The following is a 22,525-nucleotide window of genomic DNA, read 5'->3' as shown; positions in this document are numbered from 1 at the left end:
CATGCCGCAGATCACCATCCAGCGTTCCTCCTGGCTGGACGACATCGACTGGGAGGAGCTGGCGGTCGCCCTGCACCCGGTGGTCGTCGAGACGGCCGCCGCGCGGCTGGAGGCGTGCAAGACGCGGGTCCTGCGCGGCGAGGAGGACGTCGTCGGCGCCGAGAAGGGGCGGCACGCCATCGTGAACGTGTCGATCGCCCTGCTCGCCGGACGGTCCGACGAGACGAAGGCGCGACTCACCGAGGCCGTGGTGGAGCTGCTGCGCAAGCACGTCGAGCCCAGGGACGGGGTCACCCTGCACCTGTCGGCCGAGGTCCGCGACCTCGACCCGTCCTACCGCAAGGCCGAGGTCTGAGCTACGACGTCAGCCCGGTCAGCCGGCCGGCCAGGTCCGTGAACGGGCCGTCGGCCGGCTCGTCCCGCAGGATGCCGCGCAGCAGGGCGGCCGTCTCCTCGTCGTGGGCGGCGCCCACCGCCAGCAGCGCGGCGAAGTCGTGCACGAGCTGGACCTCCAGCTCGGCGCGCGGGATGCGCCGGCCGTCCAGCCAGATCAGGGCCGTCGACTCGGCGAGCGAGATCCAGGAGCGGACGACCAGGTCCAGACGCGCGGACGGCTCGGTGACGCCCAGGTGCGAAAGGAGCTGGACGTACGCGGCCTGCCGCACGGAGTCGACGAGCGCGTTCGCCGCGGGCGCCGTGCTCAGCGAGCAGGGTCCGCCCGCGGAGACGGCCGGGCCCCCGCGCATCAGCGCCGAGAACCCGGGGCCGTGCTCGTCGACGAAGTCGAGGTAGCGCCCCGTCACCCGCAGCAGCCGCGCCCCCAGCGGACCCTCCCGGGGCTCCGCGAACCGGGCGGCCAGATCACTGGAGGCGCGCTGCAACGCGGCCTCGTACAGGCTGAGTTTGCCGGGGAAGTAGTGATAGACCAGCGGGCGCGAGATGCCCGCCGCCGACGCTATCTCGTCGATGGAGACCTCGTCGGGCGAGCGACGGCTGAACAGCTCGAGCGCGACGTCGATCAACTGCCGCCGTCGCTCCTCGACGCCCATCCTGCGGCGTACCCCGGTAGTCATACGAACACCTTACCGATCGGATCCGGCCTCTCAACGGGCCGGACCGGCCAGGGTGTTCACCGGACTCACAGATCCAGCACCAGCCGCGCGCTCCTGGCGCGCGAGACGCAGATGAGCATCGAGTCGCCGCGCTCCGAGTCGGTCAGCAGCTCGTCGCGGTGATCGATCTCGCCCTCCAGCACCCGCTGCTGGCAGGTACCGCACCAGCCCTGCTCGCAGGAGTACGGCGTGTTCGGCAGCTCGGTGCGCACGGCGGCCAGCACGGACGAGCCGGCGGGCACGGTCAGGGTGCGCCCGCTGCGGTGCAGCTCGACCTCGAACTCCCCGTCCCCGCCCGCCGTCGTACGCGGCGCGAACCGTTCCAGGTGGAGGGCGGTGCCCTCCGGGAGCCGTTCCCCGACGGCCGCCATCAGGCCCTCGGGGCCGCAGCAGTAGACGGCCGCGCCCTCGGGGAGATCCGCGAGGAAGGCGTCCAGGTCCGGCAGCCCGTCCTCGTCCTCGGCGACCACGGTGACCCTCCCCCGACCTTCGGCCGGGGGCACCCCCGTCCCGCTTCGCTCGCGGCCCGCGTCCAGCTTCTCGACGTCCTCCAGGAACGGCATCGAGGCCCGCGTCCGCCCGCCGTACAGCAGCCGCCACTCGGTGCCCTCCGGCAGTGCCCGCAGCATCGGCAGGATCGGGGTGATGCCGATGCCGCCGGCGACGAAGACGTAGGACGGGGCCTCGACCAGCGGGAAACGGTTGCGCGGTCCGCGCACCTCCAGTTCCGTCCCCTCCTGCACCTGCTCGTGCACCTCGCGCGAGCCGCCCCGCCCGTCCTCGACCAGCCGCGCGGCGACGGTGTACGAGGAGGTGTCCTCGGGATCGCCGCACAGCGAGTACTGCCGGACCAGCCCCGACGGCAGGACCAGGTCCACATGGGCCCCCGGCTCCCAGCGCGGCAGGCCGTGCCCCTCCAGGCGGATCCCGGCCACCCCGTCGGCCAGGCGTTCGTGCGCGGTGACCAGCAGTTTCAGGCCGCGGGCCCCGGACCGCCCGGAGTCCGGCGACGGGACCGGGGCCGGGATCCGGCCCCGTACCACCCGCCGGACGACCAGCGCGGCACCGGCCACGATCGCCAGGGTCCTCCACGTGAAGACATGCTTGTTGGACATGGCGTCAATGTACTGACGAGTAGGTCCGCCGGGAACCCTTGTGCGGCCACTTGTTGACGCTGATGTCAACAAGGGTGTCCGGTGCCTAGCGCAGCCCGCCGATCGTCCGCCCGTCCTCCAGGGTGCCCTTCAGCTCGGCCCGCGCGCCCTGCTCGGCCCCGGCCGTCAGCAGGTTGCCGTCGGCGGAGCCGCTGACGCCGCCCGTCGCCTCGATCGACTTCGTGTCCCGGCTGCCGGCGGCCAGCAGGTACCAGCGCCCGCCCTCCGACTTCCACAGCACCCCGGCCAGCACGTGCGGATCGCGCTTGCCGCACGCCGGTACGTCCTGGGCCTTCGCGGCCACCGCGCCCCGCGCCCCGCCCGGCGTCCGGAACTGCGCCATCACCCGCGCCCCGGCCCCCCGCCAGGTCTCGGCCCGCGTGCACACCCACTCGCCCGCACCGCCCGAGTCGTCGGGCAGCGGCTGGCTCGCGAACTCCCACGCGTTCACCGACCGCACCCCCTGCCCGCGCACGGCGCCCAGGGAGCAGGCGTACGGCGCCCAGGCGTGCAGCGCCCCGGCACCGGAGACCTCCTTGGTCCTGCCGGGCCGCCCGGCGGTGAGGTGGGCCGGGACCAGCTCGCCGAGGTCGCTCATCAGGCGGGTGCGCGAGCCGTCGGTCACCTGGAGCACGTTCCACGACGTACAGGCGCCGGAGCGCAGGACCGGAGAGGCCAGCGGCGAGGTCACCCCGTCGGTCAGCGTCAGGTCCATCGCGCCGGAATTCGGCTTCGCCAGGTCCCGTTCGGCCGCCTTCGTCACCCAGGGCGCCGTCAGATAGCGCACGTTGCCGTCGGTCCGGCCCAGCACCACCGCGTTCGCCTCCGCCCGGCCGGCCCCGTCGGCCCGCGCGAGGTCGAGGGCGGCGCCCGCCGTGCCGTCCTTCGGCTCGGCGTACCGGACGACGCGCAGACCGTCGTAGAGGATCACCACACGCGCCGCGTCGACGGTCCCGGCGTACAGCAGCTGCGGCGGTCCGGCCGGCCCGCCTGCCGCGGTGCCCGCCGTCGCCGAGACCCGCACGCTCCCGCCGGGGCGGGCCCAGACGGCGAGGGCCCGGCGCAGCAGTTCCTCGTCGCCGGTGAGGGCGCCGCGCGCCGGCCACACCGAGAAGTCGGTGCGCGCGGACGTCTTCCAGGCGGCGGGGGCCGCCCGCGTCAGCTTGCCGGGGTCGAGGGCCGCCTCGGCCGCCGGATTGCGGGCGTACACCGGGGCGGCGGCGCCGTCCGGCCCCCAGCCGCCCCCGGGCAGGCCCAGCAGCGCCCCGCACACCACCAGCGCCGCCCCCGCGACCAGCGCGGCCTTGGTGTGCCGGCGGCGGCGCATCAGATCGGTGGGCCGGGCCTGCAACGTGCAGGGGTCGAACCCGGGGGAGCCGAGCAGCGCGTACCGGTCCGCCACCTCGTCGGCCTCACGCAGCGCGGCGTCGGCGTCGGCTTCGGCGACCCCGGCGGCCGTGAGCACGCGCCGTACGTCGCCGTCCGGGAGCCGGTCGAGACCGCGCAGCGCGTACGCCGCCCGGGCCGGGCCGGACAGGGCGGACAGCCTCTGGTCCAGGGCGAGTTCGTCGGCGCCGCCCGAGCGCGGGAAGAGCGTGAGCCCCCACACCTGGGGCAGCAGCGGCGGCAGCTGGGACCGCCTGGGCCACGCCCGGCGCCGCAGCGGCAGCCCCGCCTCCAGCGCCGTACGCACGACCCGCAGACGCACCAGGGCGTACCCCGGATCGCCCTCACGGCCGCTCGACTGGGCCGGGATCACGGGCGTCACCGTCCGGTTCCGGGGCAGCGCGCGCTGGGTCAGGGCGTGCGCGGTCAGCACCCGGCGGCTGCGGCCGAGATCCGGCGGCAGCACCAGGTAGGCGAGCCGGACCAGACCCGGATAGTGCTCGACGAGCGCGGCCTCGGCCTGCTCGACGTCGACGACCGGGTCTCCGGCGGACCGTGCGGGGCGTTTGGCGACATCCTGTGACTGCACGTCCAGCAGAACGAGCCAGTCGGCCCGTGGTCACCCGGCGACCTTTGAGCGCTCCGCGCTCCGCCGCCGTACCGGTGACCGGGGCCCCGCGCCGGGGCTCCGTGCGGCATGTCGCCGGAAGGGACCGGAGGAACGCATGAGGCTGACCCGACCGAGGCTCGCGCTGGCCGGAACGGTGACGGTACTGGCGCTGACGGGCTGCGCGTCCGAGGGGAACGGCGAGGCCGTACCGGAGACGGCGACCGGGAGCCTGGAGCACCTGGCCGCCGAGGCCGGCTGCGAGCCGGACCTGCAGACCGACGCGGACACCATCCGCCAGGCCCTCTGCGCCGAGGGCGACGAGAAGTACGTCCTCGCCACCTTCGCCACCGACCGCGGACAGCGCGAGTGGATCGACACGGCCGAGGACTACGGCGGTCACTACCTCGTCGGCCGCAAGTGGGTCGCCGTCGGCCACGAGGACGTCGTGGCCGGCCTGCGCGGGCGGCTCGGCGGCACCCTGGAGCAGGGGGCACGGCACGGGGGCGGCACGCACCCGGCCGGGCACGGCGGCCACGGGAGCTGACCGTCCCGCGGGCCGGGGAGGGCCGGCGGCGGACGCCCGCCGCCGGCCCTCCCCGGCCCGTCACCGGTCGGTCTACGTGCAGTCCTCGCCGTTGTTGATGCAGTCGACCACCTTGTTCATCAGGTCCTCGTCCATGACGTTGATGAAGTCGTTGTGGTCGGTGATCGGCTTGTGCAGCTGCTCCGGGAAGCCGTCCACGGCGTACGGGTTCCGCACCCGGCCGTTCTCGACGACCGGGGCGGGGACGTCGTACACCAGGCGGACCCGGAGCTGGGGGACGGCCCGGAAGCCGTCCGGGCAGGCGCCGTCCTCGTCGACGAACGCCGTGTGGGTGCGGTGGTTGGCGCTGTCGGTGTTCCGGCCGTCCCAGCAGCTCTGGAAGTCGGCCGTGCGCACCACCTGGCTGCCGCCGGGGCACACCGGGTACTTGTCGGTGACCTGCCGGTCCTCGAAGCCGGTGCAGCTCCACGAACTGTTGGCGTTCGCGTCGCCGTTGGTGAAGGACTTGGCGTCGCCGGTGATGATGCGCAGGAACTTCGGCATCGCGACCACGTCGCCCCGCCGGTTGCCGACGAACCTCAGCTGGGCCTGGACGGGCTTGAGGATCTTGCCGATGTTGCCCTCGGCGCCGCCGCCCCGGTCGCCCGCGTCGAACTCCCGCGTGCCGTCCTGCAGGCGCAGCACCGGCCAGTAGTAGGTGGACCTGTCGCCCTGGTTCCGGCACGAGGTGCCGGCGTTCGCCAGGTCGTCGTCGCTGGAGAAGGCGTCGTTGTCCTGGTTGCCGACGTAGTCGTGGGTGTGGTGCGCGCCGTTGTCGACGCCGGGGGCGGCGATCAGGTTGTCGCTGTTGAACAGGTTGTCCTCGTTGACGCCGCAGTCGGTGGTGAAGGTGCCGGTGGAGCCGCCGTCGCCGTCGGCGGCGAGGCCGTTGCGGCTGTCGCGCGAGTTCGGCCGGACGTCGCCGATGTCGATGAAGTCGGCGGCCACCGGACCCGCGGCACCGTTGCCGTTGTCGCCCCCTTGATCCTGGCCGTCACCGCCCCGGCCACCGTCACCCCGACCTCCGCCGCCCTGCTGCTGGTCCGTGGGGCGGCCCTGGCAGGCGGCCAGGTCGTCCAGGCCGTCGTCCGCCCGGCCGCCGGCCCGGTCGATCTCCAGCTGGATCCGGTCGATGATCACCTTCCGTCGCTCCCGGAGGGGGCCCAGAACGGCGTTGTCCACGAACCGGGCGTCCCCCTCCTGCGCGCGCCGCGTGGTGGTGAGCCGCTGGTAGGCCTCGGTGATCTGGCTGTCCAGCGTGGCCAGTTCGCCGTCCACCTCTCCGCGGGCGCGGTCCGGCACGCCGGCGATCCGCTGGCCGACGTCGGGGCAGCTGATGGTCGCGACCTGCGCCGCGGCCGACCTCGTCCGGTTGTGCGGCGAGTGCTCCTCGTGGGCCGAGGCGTAGAAGTCCGCCCAGACCAGCCCGCCCCCACCGAGCGCCAGGGCCGCCGCCCCGGCTATGACCTTGGTGGCCGGCGGCGTACGGCGTTTTCTCGTGTTGCGTCCCATCAGTCTCCTAGCGAGGGGCCCTCGGTCACGGTCGAGGGGGGGAATCGCTTCCCTGTGCTCTGGTGCTTTCTCCTTCGCCCCGCAAGGGGTCGGTTCGGGCTGGACCGCAGCCGTTCAGGCTGGAAGCCTGCCGCCCCAGTGGCGGGCGGAGTCACGGAACTCCTCCGGCTTCGTCGAGGAGCGCCGGGCGTTGAGGCGCCCCGCCAGAGGGGAGCGGCTCCCTTGACTACGGGAGCCGTTCCAAGGGTGTTCAGCCGTCCCGGGAATCGCCGGAACCGGTGGGGCCGGTGGGACTCAGCGGCCGTGGTCCAGATACGCCAGAACCGCCAGCACACGGCGGTTGTCGTCGTCCGAGACCTCCAGGCTCAGCTTGGCGAAGATGTTCGCCGTGTGCTTCGCGATCGCCCGCTCCGTGACGACGAGCCGGCCCGCGATCGCCGCGTTGGTCCGCCCCTGCGCCATCAGTTCCAGCACCTCCAGCTCCCGGGGCGTCAGCCGCTCCAGCGGCCGGTCCTGAGCCGCACGCCGGCTGAGCAGCTGCTGGATGACCTGCGGATCCATCGCCGTACCGCCCGCCGCCACCCGCCGTACGGCGTCCACGAACTGCTCCGCGTCGAACACCCGGTCCTTGAGCAGGTACCCCACCCCGCCGGTGCCGTCGGCGAGCAGCTCCCGCGCGTACAGCTGCTCCACGTGCTGGGACAGCACCAGCACCGGCAGCCCCGGCCGTTCCCGGCGGGCGGCCAGCGCGCACTGCAGGCCCTCGTCGGTGTGCGTGGGCGGCAGCCGGACGTCGACCACGGCGACGTCCGGCTCCAGTTCGGCCAGCGCCCGGGTCAGCTCGGGGCCGGACTCGACGGCCGCGGCGATCTCGAAGTCGTGGGCCTGAAGGAGCCGGACCAGTCCGTCGCGCAGCAGGAACAGGTCTTCGGCTAGGACAACGCGCAAGGGATCTCCATGGTGGCCATGGTGGGGCCGCCCGCCGGGGAGCTGACGGCCAGGACGCCGTCGAATGTACCCAGCCGCCGCTCCACCCCGGCCAGCCCCGACCCCGCGCCGGCCACCGCGCCGCCCTTGCCGTTGTCGGTGACGGAGACGCGCAACCGCCCCTCGGAGTGGTGCACGTCGACCCAGATCCGGTCGGCGCCGGAGTGCTTCACGGCGTTGGTGAGCAGCTCGCTGACCGCGAAGTACGCGGCCGCCTCCACGGGCGCCTCCGCGCGACCGGGCAGGTCCACGGCGGTCTCGACCCGTACGGGCAGCCGCAGCGCCAGTGCCCGTACGGCGTCGCCGAGTCCGCGTTCGGCGAGGACCGGCGGGTGGATGCCGCGCACCAGCTCGCGCAGTTCCGTCAGCGCCTCGGCGGAGGACTGCCGGGCCTGCGCCAGCAGTTCGCGGGCCTTCGCCGGGTCCTTCTCGATGAGCGCCTCGACGGTGCCCAGGTCCATGCCCATGGCGACCAGCCGCGCCTGCGCCCCGTCGTGCAGGTCCCGTTCGATGCGGCGCAGTTCGGCGGCGGAGGTGTCGACGGCGTCGCGGCGCGTCTCGGTCAGCACGCGCACCCGCTCGGCCAGCTGGTCCTCCGAGCCGAGGAGGTCGGCGGTGAGCCGGAAGTGGGCGTGCAGCATGCGCGGGGCGAGCCAGAGGGCCGGGACGAGGAGCGCGACGCCCAGCGCGGCGGCGAAGAACGCGGAGGTCTGGTCGGTGACGTGCACGAAGCCGTACCAGTAGCCGTCGGGCAGCACCCGCCACAGCCCGGCCGCGATCACCAGACCCTCCAGCGGGTACAGGGGCAGCGCGAAGGCGAGCAGCGCGAGGACGAAACCCGCCGTCATGTCGGCCGGCAGCCAGCGGAAGTCTCGCCAGGTCGCCGGGTCGCCGAGCATGCCGAAGGTGCGGGCCCACGGATTGGCGTCCGCCGGCAGCGGCCGGTACGTCCGCGGGATGCGCACCCCGCCCCACTCGGCGGCCAGCAGCCGCCGCCGGTCCGCGAACTCCCGCACCCCGGTCAGCACCCACGGGGTGGTGACGATGCCGACGCCGATCGGGATGAGGGCGATCGACACCAGGGTCAGGCAGAAGCACAGCACCGCGCCGGGGAGGCAGATCAGCGCCAGGCCCAGCCCCCGCACGGCAGCCAGGCCCACGTCCCGCACCCGCGTACCGCCGTCGTCGCTCGTCGTCTCGAAGCTCATGGTCCCAGTCTCGCGGAGCCGGTGGAACGGGTCACGGGGTCAGGCCCCCGGCCGGGGGGTGGTGCCAGGTACACCTCCGCCCGCCGCGAGCACCTTCGCCTCCGTCTCCGGGTCCAGCCCCACCGGCGGGCGGTCCGGGCGCTGCGGCGCCGTGCCGCCGACGGCCCGCAGCCAGGTCCACGTGTCCGAGACGGTCTTGGCGGCCGGCCGGCAGCGCAGTCCCGTCGCCAGCGCCCGGGAGACGTCGGCCGTGTGCAGGGCGTCGTGCAGGTCGCTGCCCGGCGGCACCCACACCGGCAGCTGCGTCCACGGCCGCACGCCGGCGCCGAGGACGGTCCCGGGGTCCGTCCAGCGCAGCTCGGCCGCGCCGCCCGTGACCCGGACGCAGGCGTCGAGCAGGGCGCCCATGGTGGTGTGGCCCGGTGCGGAGGCCAGGTTGTACGGCCCGCTCAGCTCCCGCTCCACCGCGCCGAGGGCCCACTCGGCGAGGTCGCGGACGTCGACGTACTGCACCGGCAGGTCCCGGGGCCCGGGGGCGAGCACCGGGCCGCCCCGCGCGACGCGGTTCAGCCACCACGGCAGCCGCCCGATGTTCTCGTACGGGCCGAGGATCAGTCCGCACCGCACGAGCACCGAGCGGTCCGCGCCGAAGGCGTCCAGGACGGCCAGCTCCGCGCCCCGCTTGTCCCGGGCGTAGTCGCTCCGCCCGGCGTCGGCCGCGGCGCCCCCGACCAGCGGGGCGTCCTCGGCGTACCCGGCGGGCGGGGCCCAGGCGTACACCGAGCAGCTCGACACGTACACGTACCGTCCGGCGCGGCCGGCCAGCAGCCGCGCCGCGTCCCGCACCGCGCGGGGCGCCGCCGACCAGGTGTCGACGACGGCGTCCCAGGCGCCCTCGGCCAGGGCGGCGAGTCCGTCGGGCGCGGTGCGGTCGCCGTGCAGCGACCGCGCCCCGGGCGGTGGCGCGTGCCGCCCCCGGTGGAAGACGGTCGCCTCCCAGCCGCGCCCGAGCGCCGCCTCCACCACGGCCCGCCCCACGAACTCCGTACCGCCCAGCACCAGTAGCCTCATGCGGGCCACTGTGCCCGGCGCGGTGGCGCGGGGGAACCGCTCTCCGCCGACAGCAGAGCCTCAGCGCGCGGTGGGTGGCGTGTACTTGTAGCCGACGCGCCGCACGGTCTGGATCGTCCGCCGGTGTTCGGCGCCCAGCTTGCGGCGCAGCCGGGCGATGTGCACGTCCACGGTGCGGCCGTCGCCGACGTGGCCGTAGCCCCACACCGTGGTGACGAGGTGGTCGCGGGTGTGGACGCGGTGCGGGTGCGCGACGAGATGGGCGAGCAGCTCGAACTCGAGGTAGGTCAGGTCGAGTTCGCGACCCTCCACGGCCGCGGTCCGGCGCACCGGGTCGATCCGGACGAGCGGGTCGCCGAGGACGCCGGCGTTCTCGGCGTCCTCGGCGTCCGTGGTGCCCTGCCGCCCCGTGCCGGGCACGGCCACCGGCGGGAAGGGCGGCTGCTGGTCGGCGGGGACGAGCACCAGGTAGCCGACCATGGGCGGGCGGCCCGGCAGGGTGGGCAGCGTGTGCGGGGGAGCGGGCAGCCAGGTGGCGCCCGGCGGCAGGAGGTCCGTGACGTCCACCACCTCGTCCCGGTCCACGGCGCGCAGCCGGTGACGGGCCGGGGCGGAGGAGGGGGCGGAGGCGGTGAGGGGGGCGGTGGAGAGGGAACGGGTGGTCGCCATGAGAGGTCAGCTCTTTCGCGCGAGGAGTTCGTCGGGAGGACGACGCCGCGGCACGCTGGCCGGGGGCGTCGGGGACGTACGTCGTGCGCGTCGGCGGGAGGCCGGGACTACGGCTTCACAGGGCCGGCGCGTTCGTCGCGCGGCAACACACCCGGTCGAAGTCGTGGTGCTGACGGGAAGGCCAGAAGGGCTCGAGGTCGTGGCGACCCGTCGCTGCGTACTTCTGGAAGGCGGACATGGGTCCATTGAAGCAGACGGCCGCGCGGGACAGGAGACTCCTCTCACTGCTTGGACGCGTTCCGGCGCCTGTTGACGCCTCGTCGGCGGGAGACCGACGCCGGAAGGGGCGCCCGCCACCGTGGCGGACGCCCCTTCCCGAGGCGGTGCGGATCAGACCTGTCCGGCCTTCTCCAGCGCGGAGCAGCAGGTGTCCACCAGCAGGCGGGTCACCACGTACGGGTCGACGTTGGCGTTGGGGCGGCGGTCCTCGATGTACCCCTTGCCGTCCTTCTCGACCTGCCAGGGGATGCGCACCGAGGCGCCGCGGTCGGAGACGCCGTAGGAGTACTCGTTCCACGGGGCGGTCTCGTGCAGGCCGGTCAGGCGGTCGTCGATGCCGGCGCCGTAGTTCTTGACGTGGTCCATCGGCTTGGAGCCCTCGCCGAGGGACTCGCAGGCGGTGATGATCGCGTCGTAACCCTCGCGCATCGCCTTGGTGGAGAAGTTGGTGTGCGCGCCCGCGCCGTTCCAGTCGCCCTTGACCGGCTTGGGGTCGAGGGTGGCGGAGACGCCGAAGTCCTCGGCGGTGCGGTAGAGCAGCCAGCGGGCCACCCACAGCTGGTCGGAGACCTCCAGCGGCGCCAGCGGGCCGACCTGGAACTCCCACTGGCCGGGCATGACCTCGGCGTTGATGCCGGAGATGCCGAGGCCGGCCTTCAGGCAGTTGTCCAGGTGGGCCTCGACGACGTCGCGGCCGAAGATCTCGTCCGAGCCGACACCGCAGTAGTAGCCGCCCTGCGCGGCCGGGAAGCCGCCCTCGGGGAAACCGAGCGGGCGGGAGCCCTTGAAGAAGGTGTACTCCTGCTCGATGCCGAAGATCGGCTCCTGCGCGGCGAACCGCTCGGCCAGTGCGGCCAGTTCGGCACGGGTGTTGGTCGGGTGCGGCGTCATGTCCGTGTCGAGGACCTCGCACAGCACCAGGATGTCGTCACCGCCGCGGATCGGGTCCGGGCAGGAGAAGACCGGCCTGAGCACGCAGTCCGAGGAACTGCCCTCGGCCTGGTTGGTGGAGGAGCCGTCGAAACCCCACAGCGGCAGGGCGTCCAGGCCGGCGGGGGCGTCCGTGATGATCTTCGTCTTGGAACGGAGCTTGGCCGTCGGCTCGGTGCCGTCGATCCAGATGTACTCAGCCTTGAAGGTCACGGGGCCACATCCTTCGGGGTGGGTCTGGGCGCACTTGCGGGTGCTGCGGCGCTGCGGCACCGGACGCCGCGTCTACTGCCGTGCAGCGTGCCAACGGGCGATTTCCCGTCCGTTGCCCGTATGTGAACCCCGTGTTACCTGGGGGTGGTGTGGCGCGTCTCTCACGGCTCCCGCCCGTCCGGCTCCCGCCCGTCCGGCTCCCGCCCGTCCGGCTCCCGCCCGTCCGGCTCCCGCCCGTCCGGCTCCCGCCCGTCCGGCTCCCGTCCGTCCCCGGCCGCCGCCTCCCGGACTCCGGTCAGGAAGGACCTGATCGCCGCCAGCTCCCGCGCGTCGTAGCTCCCCAGCAGTTCCACCGCCCGCCCTATCAGCGGCCCGAAGTGGGCCCGGCCGAGGGCGACCGCCCGCTCGTCCACCTCGACGGCGACCCTGCGCCGGTCCCGCTCGTCGCGCACCCGGCGCACATGGCCGGCCCGTTCCAGCCGGTCGACCAGTGCCGTCGTCCCGGCCGAGTTGAGTCCGAGCACGGCGCCCAGTCGCCCGGCGGTCATCACCTCGTTCGCCCGTGCCGCGTCCATGAGCGCGATCAGCGCGCGGACGTCGGTGGGGTGCATGCCGTTGCGCTGCGCGAACCGTGCGCTGTGCGCACCCAGTTCCACGGCGACCGCGCGCAGCAGATGGACGATCTCCATCTCCGGTCCCTGATCGGACATGAGGTGACGCCTCCGGTTATCATCTCGCTCAACAAGCATCTCGCCGGGCGAGATAATACTCCGTGCGGGAGAGACACCGGAGACACAGGGGGAACCACTCATGAGCGCTCGCGGTCCGTACGACGCCGGCCGCTTCCACGCCGCGTACGACCGGGTCATGGCCGGATGGCCCGCACCGCGGGAGGCGGTGACCGTGTCCACGCCCTTCGGCGAGACGCACGTCAACGTGACCGGCCCGGCCGACGGACCGCCGCTCGTCCTCCTCCCGGGCGGCGGCGCGGCGACCTCCGCCTCCTGGTACGCCCAGGCCGCCGAACTGTCCCGCACCCACCGCGTCCACGCGGCCGACCTCATCGGCGCCCCGGGCCGCAGCACGCCGGCCGGTGACCGCCACCCCCGTACGGTCGCCGACCTCACCGCCTGGCTGGACGCGCTCCTCGACGGCCTCGGCATCGAGGAGACGGACCTCGGCGGGCACTCCTACGGCGCCTGGATCGCCCTGCACCACGCCCTGCACGCACCCGGCCGGGTGCGCCGCCTGTTCCTCCTGGACCCGACCCAGTGCTTCGCCGGGCTGAAGGCGGCCTACCTGCTGCACGCGCTGCCGATGCTGCTGCGGCCCACGCCCCGCCGGGTCCGCGCCTTCCTGGACTGGGAGACCGGAGCGGTCCCCCTCGACCCCGACTGGCTCGCCCTCCAGGAGGCGGCCGTCGGCTTCCCCTCCCGCAGGCCGGTGACCGGACCGCGCCCGGCGCCGGAGGCGCTGCGCGGTCTGGACGTGCCGGTCCTGCTGCTCCTGGCGGGGAACAGCAGGACCCATGACCCCTCCGGGGTGGCGGCCCGGGCGCAGGCGTTGCTGCCGCGCGTCACGGTGACCGTCGTGCCGGACGTGTCCCATCACGGGCTGCCGCAGTCCGCACCGCCCGGACTGGGCCGGCTCCTGAGCGGGTTCCTCGCCCCGTCGGGAGTCGGCGGTCACGAGGATTCGCCTGGGTGACCCGCGTCGCAGTCGGGCCGGGGGAGCCCCGGCGACCGTCCCCGCGGTGCTCAACGGGACAGGGCGTCCCGGACCGCCTCCTCGGAGCGGCCCACGACGGCCGTCCCGTCGTCCGCCGTGATGATCGGGCGCTGGATCAGCTTCGGGTGCGCGGCGAGCGCGGCGATCCAGCGGTCGCGTGACGCCTCGTCGCGGGGCCAGTCCTTCAGCCCGAGTTCCCCGGCGTCGGCCTCGCCGGTGCGGGTGATGTCCCACGGCTCGAGGCCGAGGCGGGTGAGGACCTCGCGGATCTCGTCCTCGCTCGGCACGTCCTCCAGATAGCGGCGGACGGTGTAGTCGGCGCCCTCGGCATCGAGCAGGCTGATGGCGCTGCGGCACTTGGAACAGGCCGGGTTGATCCAGATCTCCATGCCGCACACGGTAGCCCGAGGGGTGCGAAACCCGTTCTCCCCGCCCGCCCCAGCAACCTCGAGAGCCCTTGTGGCCAGGGGCTTTGTCAGTGGGGGGCGGTAAAATTGAAGCAGTGTTCGAGGGTGTCGCCGGGATCTCCGGACGGTGCCCTGACCGCGACAGGAGGATGCCCGTGCCCGCTGCCGCACTGAAGCAGAAGCCGTTGCCCACCCAGTCGACCACCAAGCGACCCGTCCTGCTCGACCGGCCGTACGCGCCCGTGGAGAAGCGCCCGCTGCCGGCGGGCCGCCCCCGCGAGTGGTACGTCACGCACAACCGCCGGCTCAAGGCGATGCGCCTCGCCATCGCCCTGCTCGACTCCGGCGTCTACCTGCCCGACCAGGCCCGCGACGAGACGATACGCAGCACCGCGGAGACGATCGGCGTGCACCCGCCGTCGGACACGACGTGCCGCATGGTGCGGGCGTTCATGCGCTACAACCGCTGAGTCCGTCACCGTCACCTCGCCGGGCGCTCTCGGTCCATGGGGCGCCCGGCGCCGCTGCGCCGCACACCGGCTCCGCACTGAGGCAGTATGGGCGCGTGAGGGTACCGCCCTCACCGCGAAGTCCCCGCGGCCCGGCGGCACTTGTGCCGCCGGGCCGCGGGGACGCGGCGCTGCCGGAGGAGAAGGGCACGACGGTTGACCAAGGAGAGGACGGACCCCGTCCCGCCGTCCTGGACGGCGCTGTCCGGCCGGTACGGACACGTCGTCGCCCGAGCGTGCGACATCGGCATGGCACTGGTCGTCCTGGTGGCGGCGGACTACTACGACGCCGAGTACGACCTGATCCTGGGCGGGCTGATGGCCCTGCCCCTGCTGGCCCGCAGACGGCTGCCCGGCACGGTGATGGCGGTCGTCCTCGCGCTGGCCGCCGTCCAGCTCGCCCTGGACGACCTGCCCGGCGAGCCGCTGGCGTCGGCGCCCGCCTCGTACGACGTGGCCGTGCTGTTCGCCATGCTGTCGGTCGTCCACCACTCCCGGACCACCTGGATGCCGTACCTCGCGGGCGCCGCGGTGCTGCTGGCCGCGGCGGCCGGGACGGTGGGGATGCCGGACCTCGGCATCGAGCCGTTCGTCGACCTCGAAACGCTCCTGATCTTCTGGGGACTGACGCTGACGGTCTGGCTGACGGCCTTCGCCCTGCACACACGGCGCCTGTACGCCGAGAGCCAGGAGGCCCGCGCCCGGCACGCCGAGCGGGAACAGGAACAGCGGATCCGGCTGGCCGCGGCCCGGGAGCGGGCCGAGATCGCCCGCGAACTGCACGACGTGGTGGCGCACAGCCTGGCCGTGATGATCCTCCAGGCCGACGGCGCCGGGTCGGTGCTGCGGAAGTCGCCGGACATGGCGGAGTCCGCGCTGAAGACGATCGCCGCCACGGGCCGGGACGCGATCGACGACATGCACCGCATCGTCCGGGTGCTGCGCGAGGGGAACCCGGACTCCGCCGACGGCGGCCCGCCACGGCGCCTGGTCACCCTCGACGAGATCAAGGTCGTCGCCGAACGCGCACGGGCCGCCGGACTGAGCGTGGACGTGTCGGTCGAGGTCGGCGAGGGACGGCTGTCGCCGGCGGAGGAGATGACGGCCTTCCGCATCGTCCAGGAGTGCCTGACGAACGTGCTCCGCCACGCCGGAGCCGGGGCGGGGGTCGACATCCGGCTCCACGAGGAGCAGGGCACACTGCTGATCAGCGTGGTCGACGACGGAGCGGGCACCCTCGCCGGCCGCGGCGTCGGCGGGCGATCCGGAGGGAACGGACTCGTGGGGATGCGGGAGCGGGTGGAGCTCGCCGGCGGCAGCTTCGAGGCCGGTCCCCGACTGGGCAGCGGATGGCACGTACGTGCCTCGATTCCGACAAGGACGAAGTGATGACGCAGGCGGACAGGCCGATCCGGGTGGCCGTGGTGGACGACCAGCCGCTGATCCGGGCCGGTTTCTCCATGGTGCTGGCCGGTCAGGACGACATCGAGGTCGTCGGTGAGGCGGAGAACGGGGCGGACGCCCTCGACCTGCTGCGCACGGTCGAGGCGGACGTCGTCATCATGGACATCCGCATGCCCGTCATGGACGGCATCCAGGCCACGGAGCAGCTGATGAAGCTGGACGATCCGCCCGGGGTGCTGGTGCTGACCACCTTCGACAACGACGAGGACGCCTTCGCGGCGCTGCGCGCCGGGGCCGGCGGCTTCCTGCTGAAGAACGCCCCCGCCGCGGAGGTCGTGAACGCCATCCGGGTCCTGGCCGCGGGGGAGTCGGTGGTGGCGCCGCGCATCACCCGGCTGCTCCTCGACCGGGTCTCGGACCGGCTGGGACCGGCGAACGGACAGGACGAACGGCTGGACGTCCTCACCGGGCGCGAGCGGGACGTGCTCGCCCTGGTCGCCCGGGGACTGTCCAACGCCGAGATCGCGGCGGACCTGTATGTCGCGCAGGCCACGGTGAAGACGCACCTGGGCAACCTCATGGCGAAACTGCACCTGCGCGACCGTGCCCAGGCCGTCGCGTTCGCCTATGAGTCCGGACTGGTCCGTCCCTCCCCCTGAGGGTGCAGAAGCGCCCCCGGGCTCTGCCCCCGGGGGTGCAGGGACCACCCCGTCCGGCGGGCCAGATCCGCCGCCGGTGATCTCGGATTCGTGGCCGATGTCCGCAGGGCCGCCGAACTCCAGACTTCTCACTGTCGCCGAACGCGGCCGAGAAGACACCGGAGGACCCGATGAGCACCACGCCCACCACGCCCACCCCGCAGAACCGCAAGCGGAACCGCCTCGTCATCGGCGCGGTCACGGCCGTGACCGCCGCGGCCCTGGTCGCCGGGGCGGGGTACTGGTGGCAGGACCGCGACAAGCTCAGCCAGGCGTCCGCCGAGGACTGCCGGCTGGCGCAGCGCATCGTCACCGAGGGCGGGGAGATCTCCACCGGCCCCGTGCCGGCCGCGGAGAGGTGGTGGCGGGAGATCGGCGCCGAGCGCCGCGCGAAGATGAAGGACGGCTACCTCGGAGCCAAGATCTCCCGGTACGAGGGGTGGGCGGTCGAGACCGCCAGGAAGTCCCCCGAAGCGCCGTCCGCGAAAGACGTGAAGAACCTCCAGGAGGAGGCACAGGGACACTGCTCGGACGCCGGCGTCACCCTGACCATGCCGCCGCTCGGTTCCTGACCCGGATCGCGGGAACCGTCCCCATGACTCTCCACACCGCCGCCCGCGGCCAGGCACCGGACGACGTCATCACCGCCACCGCCCTGGTGAAGACCTACCGTCAGGGCACCGCCGAGGTGCGGGCCCTCGACGAGGTGTCCGTCGGTGTCCGGCGCGCCCGGTTCACCGCCGTCGTCGGCCCCTCCGGGTCGGGGAAGTCGACGCTGATGCACTGCGTCGCCGGACTCGACACCGTCACCTCCGGCAGCATCGTCCTGGACGGAACGGAGATCACCGGACTGTCCGACCGGCAGCTGACCCGGGTGCGCCGGGAGCGGATCGGGTTCGTCTTCCAGTCGTTCAACCTGCTGCCGCAGCTGACGGCCCACGAGAACATCGTGCTGCCCGTCACCATGTCCGGCGGGCGCCCGGACCGTGAGCTGGTGGACCATCTCTGCGAAGTCCTCGGCATCGCCCACCGGCTGTCGCACCGCCCCGCCGAGCTGTCCGGGGGCCAGCAGCAGCGGGTCGCCGTGGCCCGGGCGCTGGTGGCCCGGCCGGCCGTGGTCTTCGCCGACGAACCCACCGGCAACCTCGACTCCCGGGCCGGCGCCGAGGTCCTCACCATGCTGCGCCGGTCCGTCGACGACCTCGGCCAGACGGTCGTGATGGTCACCCACGACCCGGCGGCCGCGCGGTACGCGGACCGGATACTGACCCTCGCGGACGGACGCCTCGTGGACGACGAGCACGTCACCCCCTCCGGACGCGCCGTCGCACTCGCCCCCGACGTCCTGGGGAGGCGGCGATGAGCACCCCGTGGCGTGCGACCGTCCTGGGCTCCCAGGTGGCCGAACTGCTGAGGCGGCCCGGACGGTTCGCGGCGACCGGACTGTCGCTGCTGATCGCGGCGTTCGTCGTCTTCGGGGCCGTCATGGCCCAGCAGATCGTCACCGCGACCGTCGTCGAGACGTTCCGCGGCACGCCCGAAGCGGTGTCGCTGGTGGTCACACCCGGCGACGGCGGGGCGGACATCGGCGAGGACCGCCTCCGGGAGATCCGTAGGACGCCCTCGGTCACCGAGGCCGTCGGCCGGATCGACGGCGGCGCCCCACTGGACGGCAGCGCCGTCGAACGCTACCTCGCCCTGTCCGCGGACCCGGGCACCGGCGCCCTGACGGAAGTCCGGCTGCTCCGCGGCACGTACCCCTCCGGCCCGGGCCGGCTCGCCGTCGACACGCGGGCCGCGCGGGAGTACGGTCTCGCTCCGGGATCGTCGCTCACCCTGCTACGGCCCGGATCCGACGGTGACGGCACCCGACGGGTGACAGTCGAGGTCAGCGGCATCGTCCGCAGCACCGCCACGAACGACGCGGGACCCACCGGGTACGCCCCCGGCCCCCGGATCGGCGAGCTGCTCGGCGTGAGGGGCTACTCCCGCATCGACATCCGCACCGACGGCGCGCACGCCGCGTCCTCCGCGTCCGGTTCCGCGTCGGCGGAGCTGACGGAACGGATCCGGCAGGCGGTGCCCGGGGCGCAGGTGCGGTCCGGGGACGAGGTGCGCGACCAGGAGGCCCGCGAGGCGGTGGCGGCGGCGAAGGACACCCTGGAGCTGGTCACGGTCTTCCTCGCCGTCGCCGTCGGCGCGGCCGTCCTCGTCGCGACCTCCACCTTCCGCATCGTCTTCGCCCGGCGCGTACGCCAGCTGGCGCTGCTGCGCGCCATCGGGGCGACCTCGCGACGGCTCGCCGCCGCGCTCGTCGCCGAAGGGGCGGTGGTCGGCCTGTCGGCCGGCGTGATCGGCGTACTGGCGGCCTGGGGCTGCGGGCGGCTCGTCCCCCCGATCGCCCGGCACTTCGGGCACGATCTGTCCGCCCCCTCCCACCTCCCGCTGACGGAGACCGTTCTCACCGTCGCCGGCACCGGCCTCCTGGCGGTCCTGGCCGTCCTGGCCCCGTCCCTGACCGCCTCACGGGTCTCCCCGCTGCAGGCCCTGCGCAGCGCGGCGTCCGGTCAGGACACGGCGAGCGGCATCGGCCGGACCCTGCTGGGCCTGCTGTGCGCGGCGGGCGCCGCGCTCCTCGCCCGGCAGCAGTACGGCGGGCTGCCCCAGCCGGGCGACACGGAGTACGACCGGTTCGCGGCGCTGACCGCCGTGGTGCTCTCGGGCGGACTGGCGTTCCTGGCCCTGATCGCCCTCGGCCCCCGTCTGGTCCGGCCGGTGCTGTCGGCCGTCGCCGTCCCCCTGCGCCGCACCGGCGCGGCCGGCCGGCTCGCGGTCGCGGGCGTCGGCGGCGCGCCGGGCAGGGCGGCCTCGGTCTCGGTCGTCGTGGCCCTCGGCGTCTGTCTGGTCGGCTCGACCCTGACCTGCCTCGCCTCCCTGAACGCCTACGAGCGGTACCGGCAGGCGGTGGAGGCACCCGCCGACTTCTCCCTGCACGCGAGGGACGGCGAGTCGCTGGACCGGTCGCTGGCCGCCGACCTGACCTCTCACCCCGAACTCGCCGACGTGACCGCGTTCCGCACGGCGGAGGTCGTCGAGAGCACCCGCAGCGCGACGATCTCCGACCTGGACCTCGGCACCGTCCGCTCCGGTGCGGGCCTGACCGCCCGTACCGGCTCCCTCGACGGCCTCGGACCCGCCCACGTCGTCGTGGACGCCGACAACGCCCACCGGCTCGGCGTCCGGGCGGGCGACCGGGTGACGCTGACGTTCGAGGGCCGCCCCGTCGACCTCACCGTGGCGGCGACGCTGCCCGGAGCCGGCCCCTACGGAGGGAACTTCTTCGTCCCCGCCGCGGATCTCACCCGTATGGGAGCGGGCACCGCGCCCACCATGATCACCGCCAACGCCTCGGAGGACGGCGCTCAGGGGCGGATACGCGCACAGCGGGCCATCACCGACACGCTGACCGGCCCGGAGCGCGGTGACGGCCGCGTCATCGCCGAGGACTCGGCCGGACAGGCCGGAGAGTCGGACGACCTGCGGACGACGGCCACGACAGTGATCATGGTCCTGGGCCTGACCGTCCTGGTGGCGGTCGCCGGAGTCGCGACCACGGCGAGTCTCACCGTCGTCGAACGCAGGCGTGAGTTCGGACTGTTGCGGGCCCTGGGGCTCGGCGGGGCGGCCGTGCACCGCATGGTCACGGTGGAGTGCGCGCTGTACGGCGTACTGGGCGGAGTCCTCGGTCTGGCCCTCGGCCTGCCGTACTCCTGGCTGGTGGTCCGTGTCGCGCAGACGAGCGCCCCGTTCAGCGTCCCCACGGGGGAGCTCGTGGCGGTCTTCGCCGCCCTCGTCCTGGTGACCGCCGCCGCGGGAACGGTGCCCGCCCTCCGCGCCTCCCGGACCTCACCGACGGTCGCCGTCGCCCAGACCGAGTAGTCGGTGCACGGGCGGGCGGTTCCCACCAGGGGGCCGGGTCGGGCCGGGGCGGGGCGCCGGGCACCCCGCCCGCGCGGACGCTGTCGGCGGATCCACTCGACGCGGCTGTCAGGGCCCTTCCCCAGGCCCTCGAGGGGAGCGGATGTCCCGGTGGAGCACCGCGCAGGCGGCGTGTCGCCGGGACATCCGCTCCCCTCGGCATCCTGCGCCGGGATCCGCCGTGACCCGCCGTCCTGCGCCGGGACGCGCCGGCGGCATCCTCGAGGGAGGGCCTGCCCGGCGCTACGCCGACAGCTCCTTCTCCAGCGGTGTCCGGAATCGCGGCGTCACCCGGGTCGCCCCCACCCAGCTCCGCAGCTTCTCCGCCTCCGTGGCGATCGCGGCCTCGGCCTCGCGGCCCACCCCGGTGCGGTCCAGGATCCGCCAGACGATCTCCCCGTCGGCCCGCTGGGCCCAGCCGCCGATCACGCGGCCGTCCCACCACACCGTCGGCCCGACGTTGCCGCTGCGGTCGAACAGCACCGGGCGCAGCTCCGGTGCGAGATACCAGTCCCGGTGCCGCCAGCCCATCGCCGTCGGATCCAGGGCGGGCAGCAGCGCGGCCCAGGGGCCGGCGGACACCGCCACCGGACCGGCGTCACCGGCGGTCACGTACCCCGTGCCCTCGTCCAGCGACACCTCCTCCGCGCCGACGGCGGCCAGCGCCCGGCGCACCTCCGTCACCCGCCACCCCGTCCACCACTTCAGGTCCTCCTCGGTGGCCGGCCCGCACGCCGCCAGCCACCGGCGCAGCAGCTCCGCCTGCGCCCCGGCGGTGTCCGGCCCGGGCTGCTCGGGCGCGGGCGCCCAGCGGAACAGACCGGACGTCCACGACCCCAGCGGCCGGCCCCGCACGACCTTGCCCTCGACCCCCAGCACCTTCAGCAGCCGGGTGGAGACGGTGTGCACGCCCTCGTAGCTCTTCCCGGCCGCGTACACGAACCGCTCCTTCAGCCGCGGCTCGTCCCGGGCCAGTTCGGCCGCCGTCGCCTGCCCGCGCCGCGCCAGCGCCGCCAGCGTCGACTCCTCGACCTCCGCCAGCCAGGCCGCGTCCGGGGCCCCGGCCGCCGCCATCTGCTTGAGCAGCGAGGACCGCTCCCGGGCGGCCACCGCGAGACCGGTGGAGGCGTGCACGATGGCCGTCAGGCCGACCGGGAAGACGAACACGGTGTGCCGCATGCCGTGCATCCGGACCAGCGTCCCGTCCTCGTACAGCGCCCGTTCCGTCTCGCCCACCGTCTTCGCCGGGTCAGCGAGCCGTGCGCCGACGGCCAGGAACACCGTTGCGGGGTCCGTGCCGTGCAGGGCGACCAGCGAGCCGGCGACCTCCTCCGGGCTCCCCGCCCGGGCCCCGCCCGCCAGCCGCTGCCGCAGCGCGAGCCTCGCCCGCCGCTCCGCCACCCCGATGTGCCGCCGTCCCTCGCCCATACCGGCCTCCGCCCCGCCCGTCGCGTCTCGGTACGGACATCCTGCCCGAGCCCACCGACAACCGGCGGGGCCGTGCCGGTCACAGTCCGGGCGCGCCCCACACCGGGAACCACCGGCCCAGGTCGTCCTCGACCGGCAGCTCCCGGTCGAGCACCGCACGCACCCGCAGCTCCAACGCGTTGTCCCGCTGCCGCCGGTCGCCGGGCAGGGGCGCGAACGGGTAGAAGGTGCCCCGTTTGTAGAGGTAGACGAGCGCGAGCCGCCGCCCGTCGTCGTCGCGGAAACCGGCCAGCGAGCACAGCAGCTGCGGCCCGAAGCCGTTGGCCTCCAGCGAACCGTTCACCGCGTGCAGGTCGTTCACGAGCAGCGGCAGCTCGTCGGGGGAGCGGTGCGAGACGAGCCAGGAGTAGCCGTAGGAGTCGTGGCTCAGCTCCACCGGGGTCCGCCCGGCGTCCGCGTCCAGCAGGGCCCGGACCTCGCGGTGGGTCTGCTCGAAGGCGGCGCCCTCGACCGTCGCGAAGCACACCGCGCCCTGCCCGGTCGGCGTGAGACCGGCCGCCGATTCGAGGGCCACCGCCGCCGAGGGCAGCGCGAAGAGCCGGTCCAGGTCGGGCGTGACGGGCCTGGTGCGACCGAGCAGGATGTCCAGCAGGCCCATG

21 protein-coding genes and 1 pseudogene are annotated in these 22,525 nt (G+C 74.2%); 9 read left to right on the top strand and 13 right to left on the bottom strand.

Annotated elements, in window-relative coordinates; translation table 11 throughout:
* Position 1: 1 nt before the first annotated feature.
* Positions 2-355, top strand: a complete 354-nt coding sequence (locus ACIRFH_RS07645) for a 5-carboxymethyl-2-hydroxymuconate Delta-isomerase (RefSeq protein ID WP_403517876.1) — start codon at positions 2-4, stop codon at positions 353-355.
* Between the two features lies 1 nt (position 356).
* On the opposite strand, the gene ACIRFH_RS07640 is transcribed toward ACIRFH_RS07645, so the two are convergent.
* The 3 genes from ACIRFH_RS07640 to ACIRFH_RS07630 form a co-directional block, all read right to left on the bottom strand.
* Positions 357-1,073, bottom strand: a complete 717-nt coding sequence (locus tag ACIRFH_RS07640) for a TetR/AcrR family transcriptional regulator (RefSeq protein WP_403517874.1) — start codon at positions 1,071-1,073, stop codon at positions 357-359.
* 65 nt (positions 1,074-1,138) lie between these two features.
* Positions 1,139-2,227, bottom strand: a complete 1,089-nt coding sequence (locus ACIRFH_RS07635) for a PDR/VanB family oxidoreductase (RefSeq protein WP_403517872.1) — start codon at positions 2,225-2,227, stop codon at positions 1,139-1,141.
* Positions 2,228-2,312: 85 nt separating this feature from the next.
* Positions 2,313-4,241 carry a hypothetical protein gene (locus ACIRFH_RS07630; RefSeq protein WP_403517871.1) on the bottom strand — a complete coding sequence of 643 codons (1,929 nt, stop codon included), beginning with the start codon at positions 4,239-4,241 and terminating at the stop codon, positions 2,313-2,315.
* 136 nt (positions 4,242-4,377) lie between these two features.
* Between ACIRFH_RS07630 and ACIRFH_RS07625 the strand changes: the two genes are divergently transcribed.
* Positions 4,378-4,806, top strand: a complete 429-nt coding sequence (locus ACIRFH_RS07625; RefSeq protein WP_403517869.1) for a hypothetical protein — start codon at positions 4,378-4,380, stop codon at positions 4,804-4,806.
* A gap of 72 nt (positions 4,807-4,878) precedes the next feature.
* On the opposite strand, the gene ACIRFH_RS07620 is transcribed toward ACIRFH_RS07625, so the two are convergent.
* From ACIRFH_RS07620 to ACIRFH_RS07590, 7 genes and pseudogenes are all read right to left on the bottom strand, one after another.
* Complete coding sequence (locus ACIRFH_RS07620) at positions 4,879-6,357, bottom strand: DUF1996 domain-containing protein (RefSeq protein WP_403517867.1); 1,479 nt, start codon at positions 6,355-6,357, stop codon at positions 4,879-4,881.
* Positions 6,358-6,651: 294 nt separating this feature from the next.
* Complete coding sequence (locus tag ACIRFH_RS07615) at positions 6,652-7,305, bottom strand: LuxR C-terminal-related transcriptional regulator (protein WP_403517865.1); 654 nt, start codon at positions 7,303-7,305, stop codon at positions 6,652-6,654.
* Positions 7,290-8,552 carry a sensor histidine kinase gene (locus ACIRFH_RS07610; RefSeq protein WP_403517864.1) on the bottom strand — a complete coding sequence of 421 codons (1,263 nt, stop codon included), beginning with the start codon at positions 8,550-8,552 and terminating at the stop codon, positions 7,290-7,292. Before ACIRFH_RS07610 ends, ACIRFH_RS07615 begins: the two co-directional genes overlap by 16 nt.
* A 39-nt stretch (positions 8,553-8,591) precedes the next feature.
* Positions 8,592-9,623: an SDR family oxidoreductase gene (locus tag ACIRFH_RS07605; RefSeq protein WP_403517862.1), complete on the bottom strand. Its 1,032-nt coding sequence runs from the start codon at positions 9,621-9,623 to the stop codon at positions 8,592-8,594.
* A gap of 60 nt (positions 9,624-9,683) precedes the next feature.
* Positions 9,684-10,292, bottom strand: a complete 609-nt coding sequence (locus ACIRFH_RS07600) for a winged helix-turn-helix domain-containing protein (protein WP_403517861.1) — start codon at positions 10,290-10,292, stop codon at positions 9,684-9,686.
* A 390-nt stretch (positions 10,293-10,682) separates the two neighbouring features.
* A complete protein-coding gene (gene glnII / locus ACIRFH_RS07595) occupies positions 10,683-11,714 on the bottom strand; it encodes a glutamine synthetase (protein WP_403517859.1) in 1,032 nt (343 codons plus the stop codon).
* Between the two features lie 269 nt (positions 11,715-11,983).
* Positions 11,984-12,424: pseudogene (locus ACIRFH_RS07590) on the bottom strand (MarR family transcriptional regulator); the annotation flags it as partial.
* A 100-nt stretch (positions 12,425-12,524) separates the two neighbouring features.
* On the opposite strand from ACIRFH_RS07590, the gene ACIRFH_RS07585 reads away from it, so the two are divergent.
* The gene (locus ACIRFH_RS07585) at positions 12,525-13,421 is read left to right on the top strand and encodes an alpha/beta fold hydrolase (RefSeq protein WP_403517857.1); all 897 of its coding nucleotides are present in this window, start codon (positions 12,525-12,527) and stop codon (positions 13,419-13,421) included.
* Positions 13,422-13,471: 50 nt separating this feature from the next.
* On the opposite strand, the gene ACIRFH_RS07580 is transcribed toward ACIRFH_RS07585, so the two are convergent.
* The gene (locus ACIRFH_RS07580; RefSeq protein ID WP_403517855.1) at positions 13,472-13,831 is read right to left on the bottom strand and encodes an arsenate reductase family protein; all 360 of its coding nucleotides are present in this window, start codon (positions 13,829-13,831) and stop codon (positions 13,472-13,474) included.
* Positions 13,832-14,004: 173 nt separating this feature from the next.
* Here ACIRFH_RS07580 and ACIRFH_RS07575 point away from each other — a divergent pair, with 173 nt between their 5' ends.
* The 6 genes from ACIRFH_RS07575 (at position 14,005) to ACIRFH_RS07550 (ending at position 20,399) form a co-directional block, all read left to right on the top strand.
* Entirely contained in the window at positions 14,005-14,319 is a 315-nt protein-coding gene (locus ACIRFH_RS07575) for a hypothetical protein (protein ID WP_403517853.1), read from the top strand.
* Between the two features lie 195 nt (positions 14,320-14,514).
* Positions 14,515-15,747 carry a sensor histidine kinase gene (locus ACIRFH_RS07570; protein ID WP_403517851.1) on the top strand — a complete coding sequence of 411 codons (1,233 nt, stop codon included), beginning with the start codon at positions 14,515-14,517 and terminating at the stop codon, positions 15,745-15,747.
* Entirely contained in the window at positions 15,747-16,421 is a 675-nt protein-coding gene (locus ACIRFH_RS07565) for a response regulator (RefSeq protein ID WP_403517849.1), read from the top strand. The genes ACIRFH_RS07570 and ACIRFH_RS07565 overlap by 1 nt, the downstream gene beginning before the upstream one ends.
* A gap of 170 nt (positions 16,422-16,591) precedes the next feature.
* Entirely contained in the window at positions 16,592-17,032 is a 441-nt protein-coding gene (locus ACIRFH_RS07560; RefSeq protein WP_403517847.1) for a hypothetical protein, read from the top strand.
* A 23-nt stretch (positions 17,033-17,055) separates the two neighbouring features.
* Positions 17,056-17,823 (top strand): ABC transporter ATP-binding protein, encoded by a 768-nt coding sequence (locus tag ACIRFH_RS07555; protein ID WP_403517846.1) that lies wholly within the window; start codon positions 17,056-17,058, stop codon positions 17,821-17,823.
* A complete protein-coding gene (locus tag ACIRFH_RS07550) occupies positions 17,820-20,399 on the top strand; it encodes an FtsX-like permease family protein (protein ID WP_403517844.1) in 2,580 nt (859 codons plus the stop codon). The genes ACIRFH_RS07555 and ACIRFH_RS07550 overlap by 4 nt, the downstream gene beginning before the upstream one ends.
* 282 nt (positions 20,400-20,681) lie before the next feature.
* On the opposite strand, the gene ACIRFH_RS07545 is transcribed toward ACIRFH_RS07550, so the two are convergent.
* Together ACIRFH_RS07545 and ACIRFH_RS07540 are read right to left on the bottom strand one after the other, a co-directional pair.
* Positions 20,682-21,866 carry a winged helix DNA-binding domain-containing protein gene (locus ACIRFH_RS07545; RefSeq protein WP_403517842.1) on the bottom strand — a complete coding sequence of 395 codons (1,185 nt, stop codon included), beginning with the start codon at positions 21,864-21,866 and terminating at the stop codon, positions 20,682-20,684.
* A 79-nt stretch (positions 21,867-21,945) separates the two neighbouring features.
* The gene (locus tag ACIRFH_RS07540; RefSeq protein WP_403518253.1) at positions 21,946-22,524 is read right to left on the bottom strand and encodes a hypothetical protein; all 579 of its coding nucleotides are present in this window, start codon (positions 22,522-22,524) and stop codon (positions 21,946-21,948) included.
* Position 22,525: the final 1 nt, after the last annotated feature.

Source organism: Streptomyces sp. NPDC093586 (genome assembly GCF_044764905.1).
Taxonomy (GTDB): Bacteria; Actinomycetota; Actinomycetes; order Streptomycetales; family Streptomycetaceae; genus Streptomyces.
The sequence above is the reverse complement of the archived record's forward strand: the minus strand, read 5'-3'. Positions and strand labels throughout refer to the sequence as shown.

What these genes read in the sequence shown, in the direction of transcription:
- ACIRFH_RS07545 (WP_403517842.1), bottom strand. Translation starts at nt 21,866, where the DNA reads ATGGGCGAGGGACGGCGGCACATCGGGGTGGCGGAGCGGCGGGCGAGG.
- ACIRFH_RS07640 (WP_403517874.1), bottom strand. Translation starts at nt 1,073, where the DNA reads ATGACTACCGGGGTACGCCGCAGGATGGGCGTCGAGGAGCGACGGCGG.
- ACIRFH_RS07610 (WP_403517864.1), bottom strand. Translation starts at nt 8,552, where the DNA reads ATGAGCTTCGAGACGACGAGCGACGACGGCGGTACGCGGGTGCGGGAC.
- ACIRFH_RS07540 (WP_403518253.1), bottom strand. Translation starts at nt 22,524, where the DNA reads ATGGGCCTGCTGGACATCCTGCTCGGTCGCACCAGGCCCGTCACGCCC.
- ACIRFH_RS07550 (WP_403517844.1), top strand. Translation starts at nt 17,820, where the DNA reads ATGAGCACCCCGTGGCGTGCGACCGTCCTGGGCTCCCAGGTGGCCGAA.
- ACIRFH_RS07645 (WP_403517876.1), top strand. Translation starts at nt 2, where the DNA reads ATGCCGCAGATCACCATCCAGCGTTCCTCCTGGCTGGACGACATCGAC.
- ACIRFH_RS07625 (WP_403517869.1), top strand. Translation starts at nt 4,378, where the DNA reads ATGAGGCTGACCCGACCGAGGCTCGCGCTGGCCGGAACGGTGACGGTA.
- ACIRFH_RS07605 (WP_403517862.1), bottom strand. Translation starts at nt 9,623, where the DNA reads ATGAGGCTACTGGTGCTGGGCGGTACGGAGTTCGTGGGGCGGGCCGTG.
- ACIRFH_RS07580 (WP_403517855.1), bottom strand. Translation starts at nt 13,831, where the DNA reads ATGGAGATCTGGATCAACCCGGCCTGTTCCAAGTGCCGCAGCGCCATC.
- ACIRFH_RS07560 (WP_403517847.1), top strand. Translation starts at nt 16,592, where the DNA reads ATGAGCACCACGCCCACCACGCCCACCCCGCAGAACCGCAAGCGGAAC.
- ACIRFH_RS07620 (WP_403517867.1), bottom strand. Translation starts at nt 6,357, where the DNA reads ATGGGACGCAACACGAGAAAACGCCGTACGCCGCCGGCCACCAAGGTC.
- ACIRFH_RS07585 (WP_403517857.1), top strand. Translation starts at nt 12,525, where the DNA reads ATGAGCGCTCGCGGTCCGTACGACGCCGGCCGCTTCCACGCCGCGTAC.
- ACIRFH_RS07565 (WP_403517849.1), top strand. Translation starts at nt 15,747, where the DNA reads ATGACGCAGGCGGACAGGCCGATCCGGGTGGCCGTGGTGGACGACCAG.
- ACIRFH_RS07635 (WP_403517872.1), bottom strand. Translation starts at nt 2,227, where the DNA reads ATGTCCAACAAGCATGTCTTCACGTGGAGGACCCTGGCGATCGTGGCC.
- ACIRFH_RS07600 (WP_403517861.1), bottom strand. Translation starts at nt 10,292, where the DNA reads ATGGCGACCACCCGTTCCCTCTCCACCGCCCCCCTCACCGCCTCCGCC.
- ACIRFH_RS07555 (WP_403517846.1), top strand. Translation starts at nt 17,056, where the DNA reads ATGACTCTCCACACCGCCGCCCGCGGCCAGGCACCGGACGACGTCATC.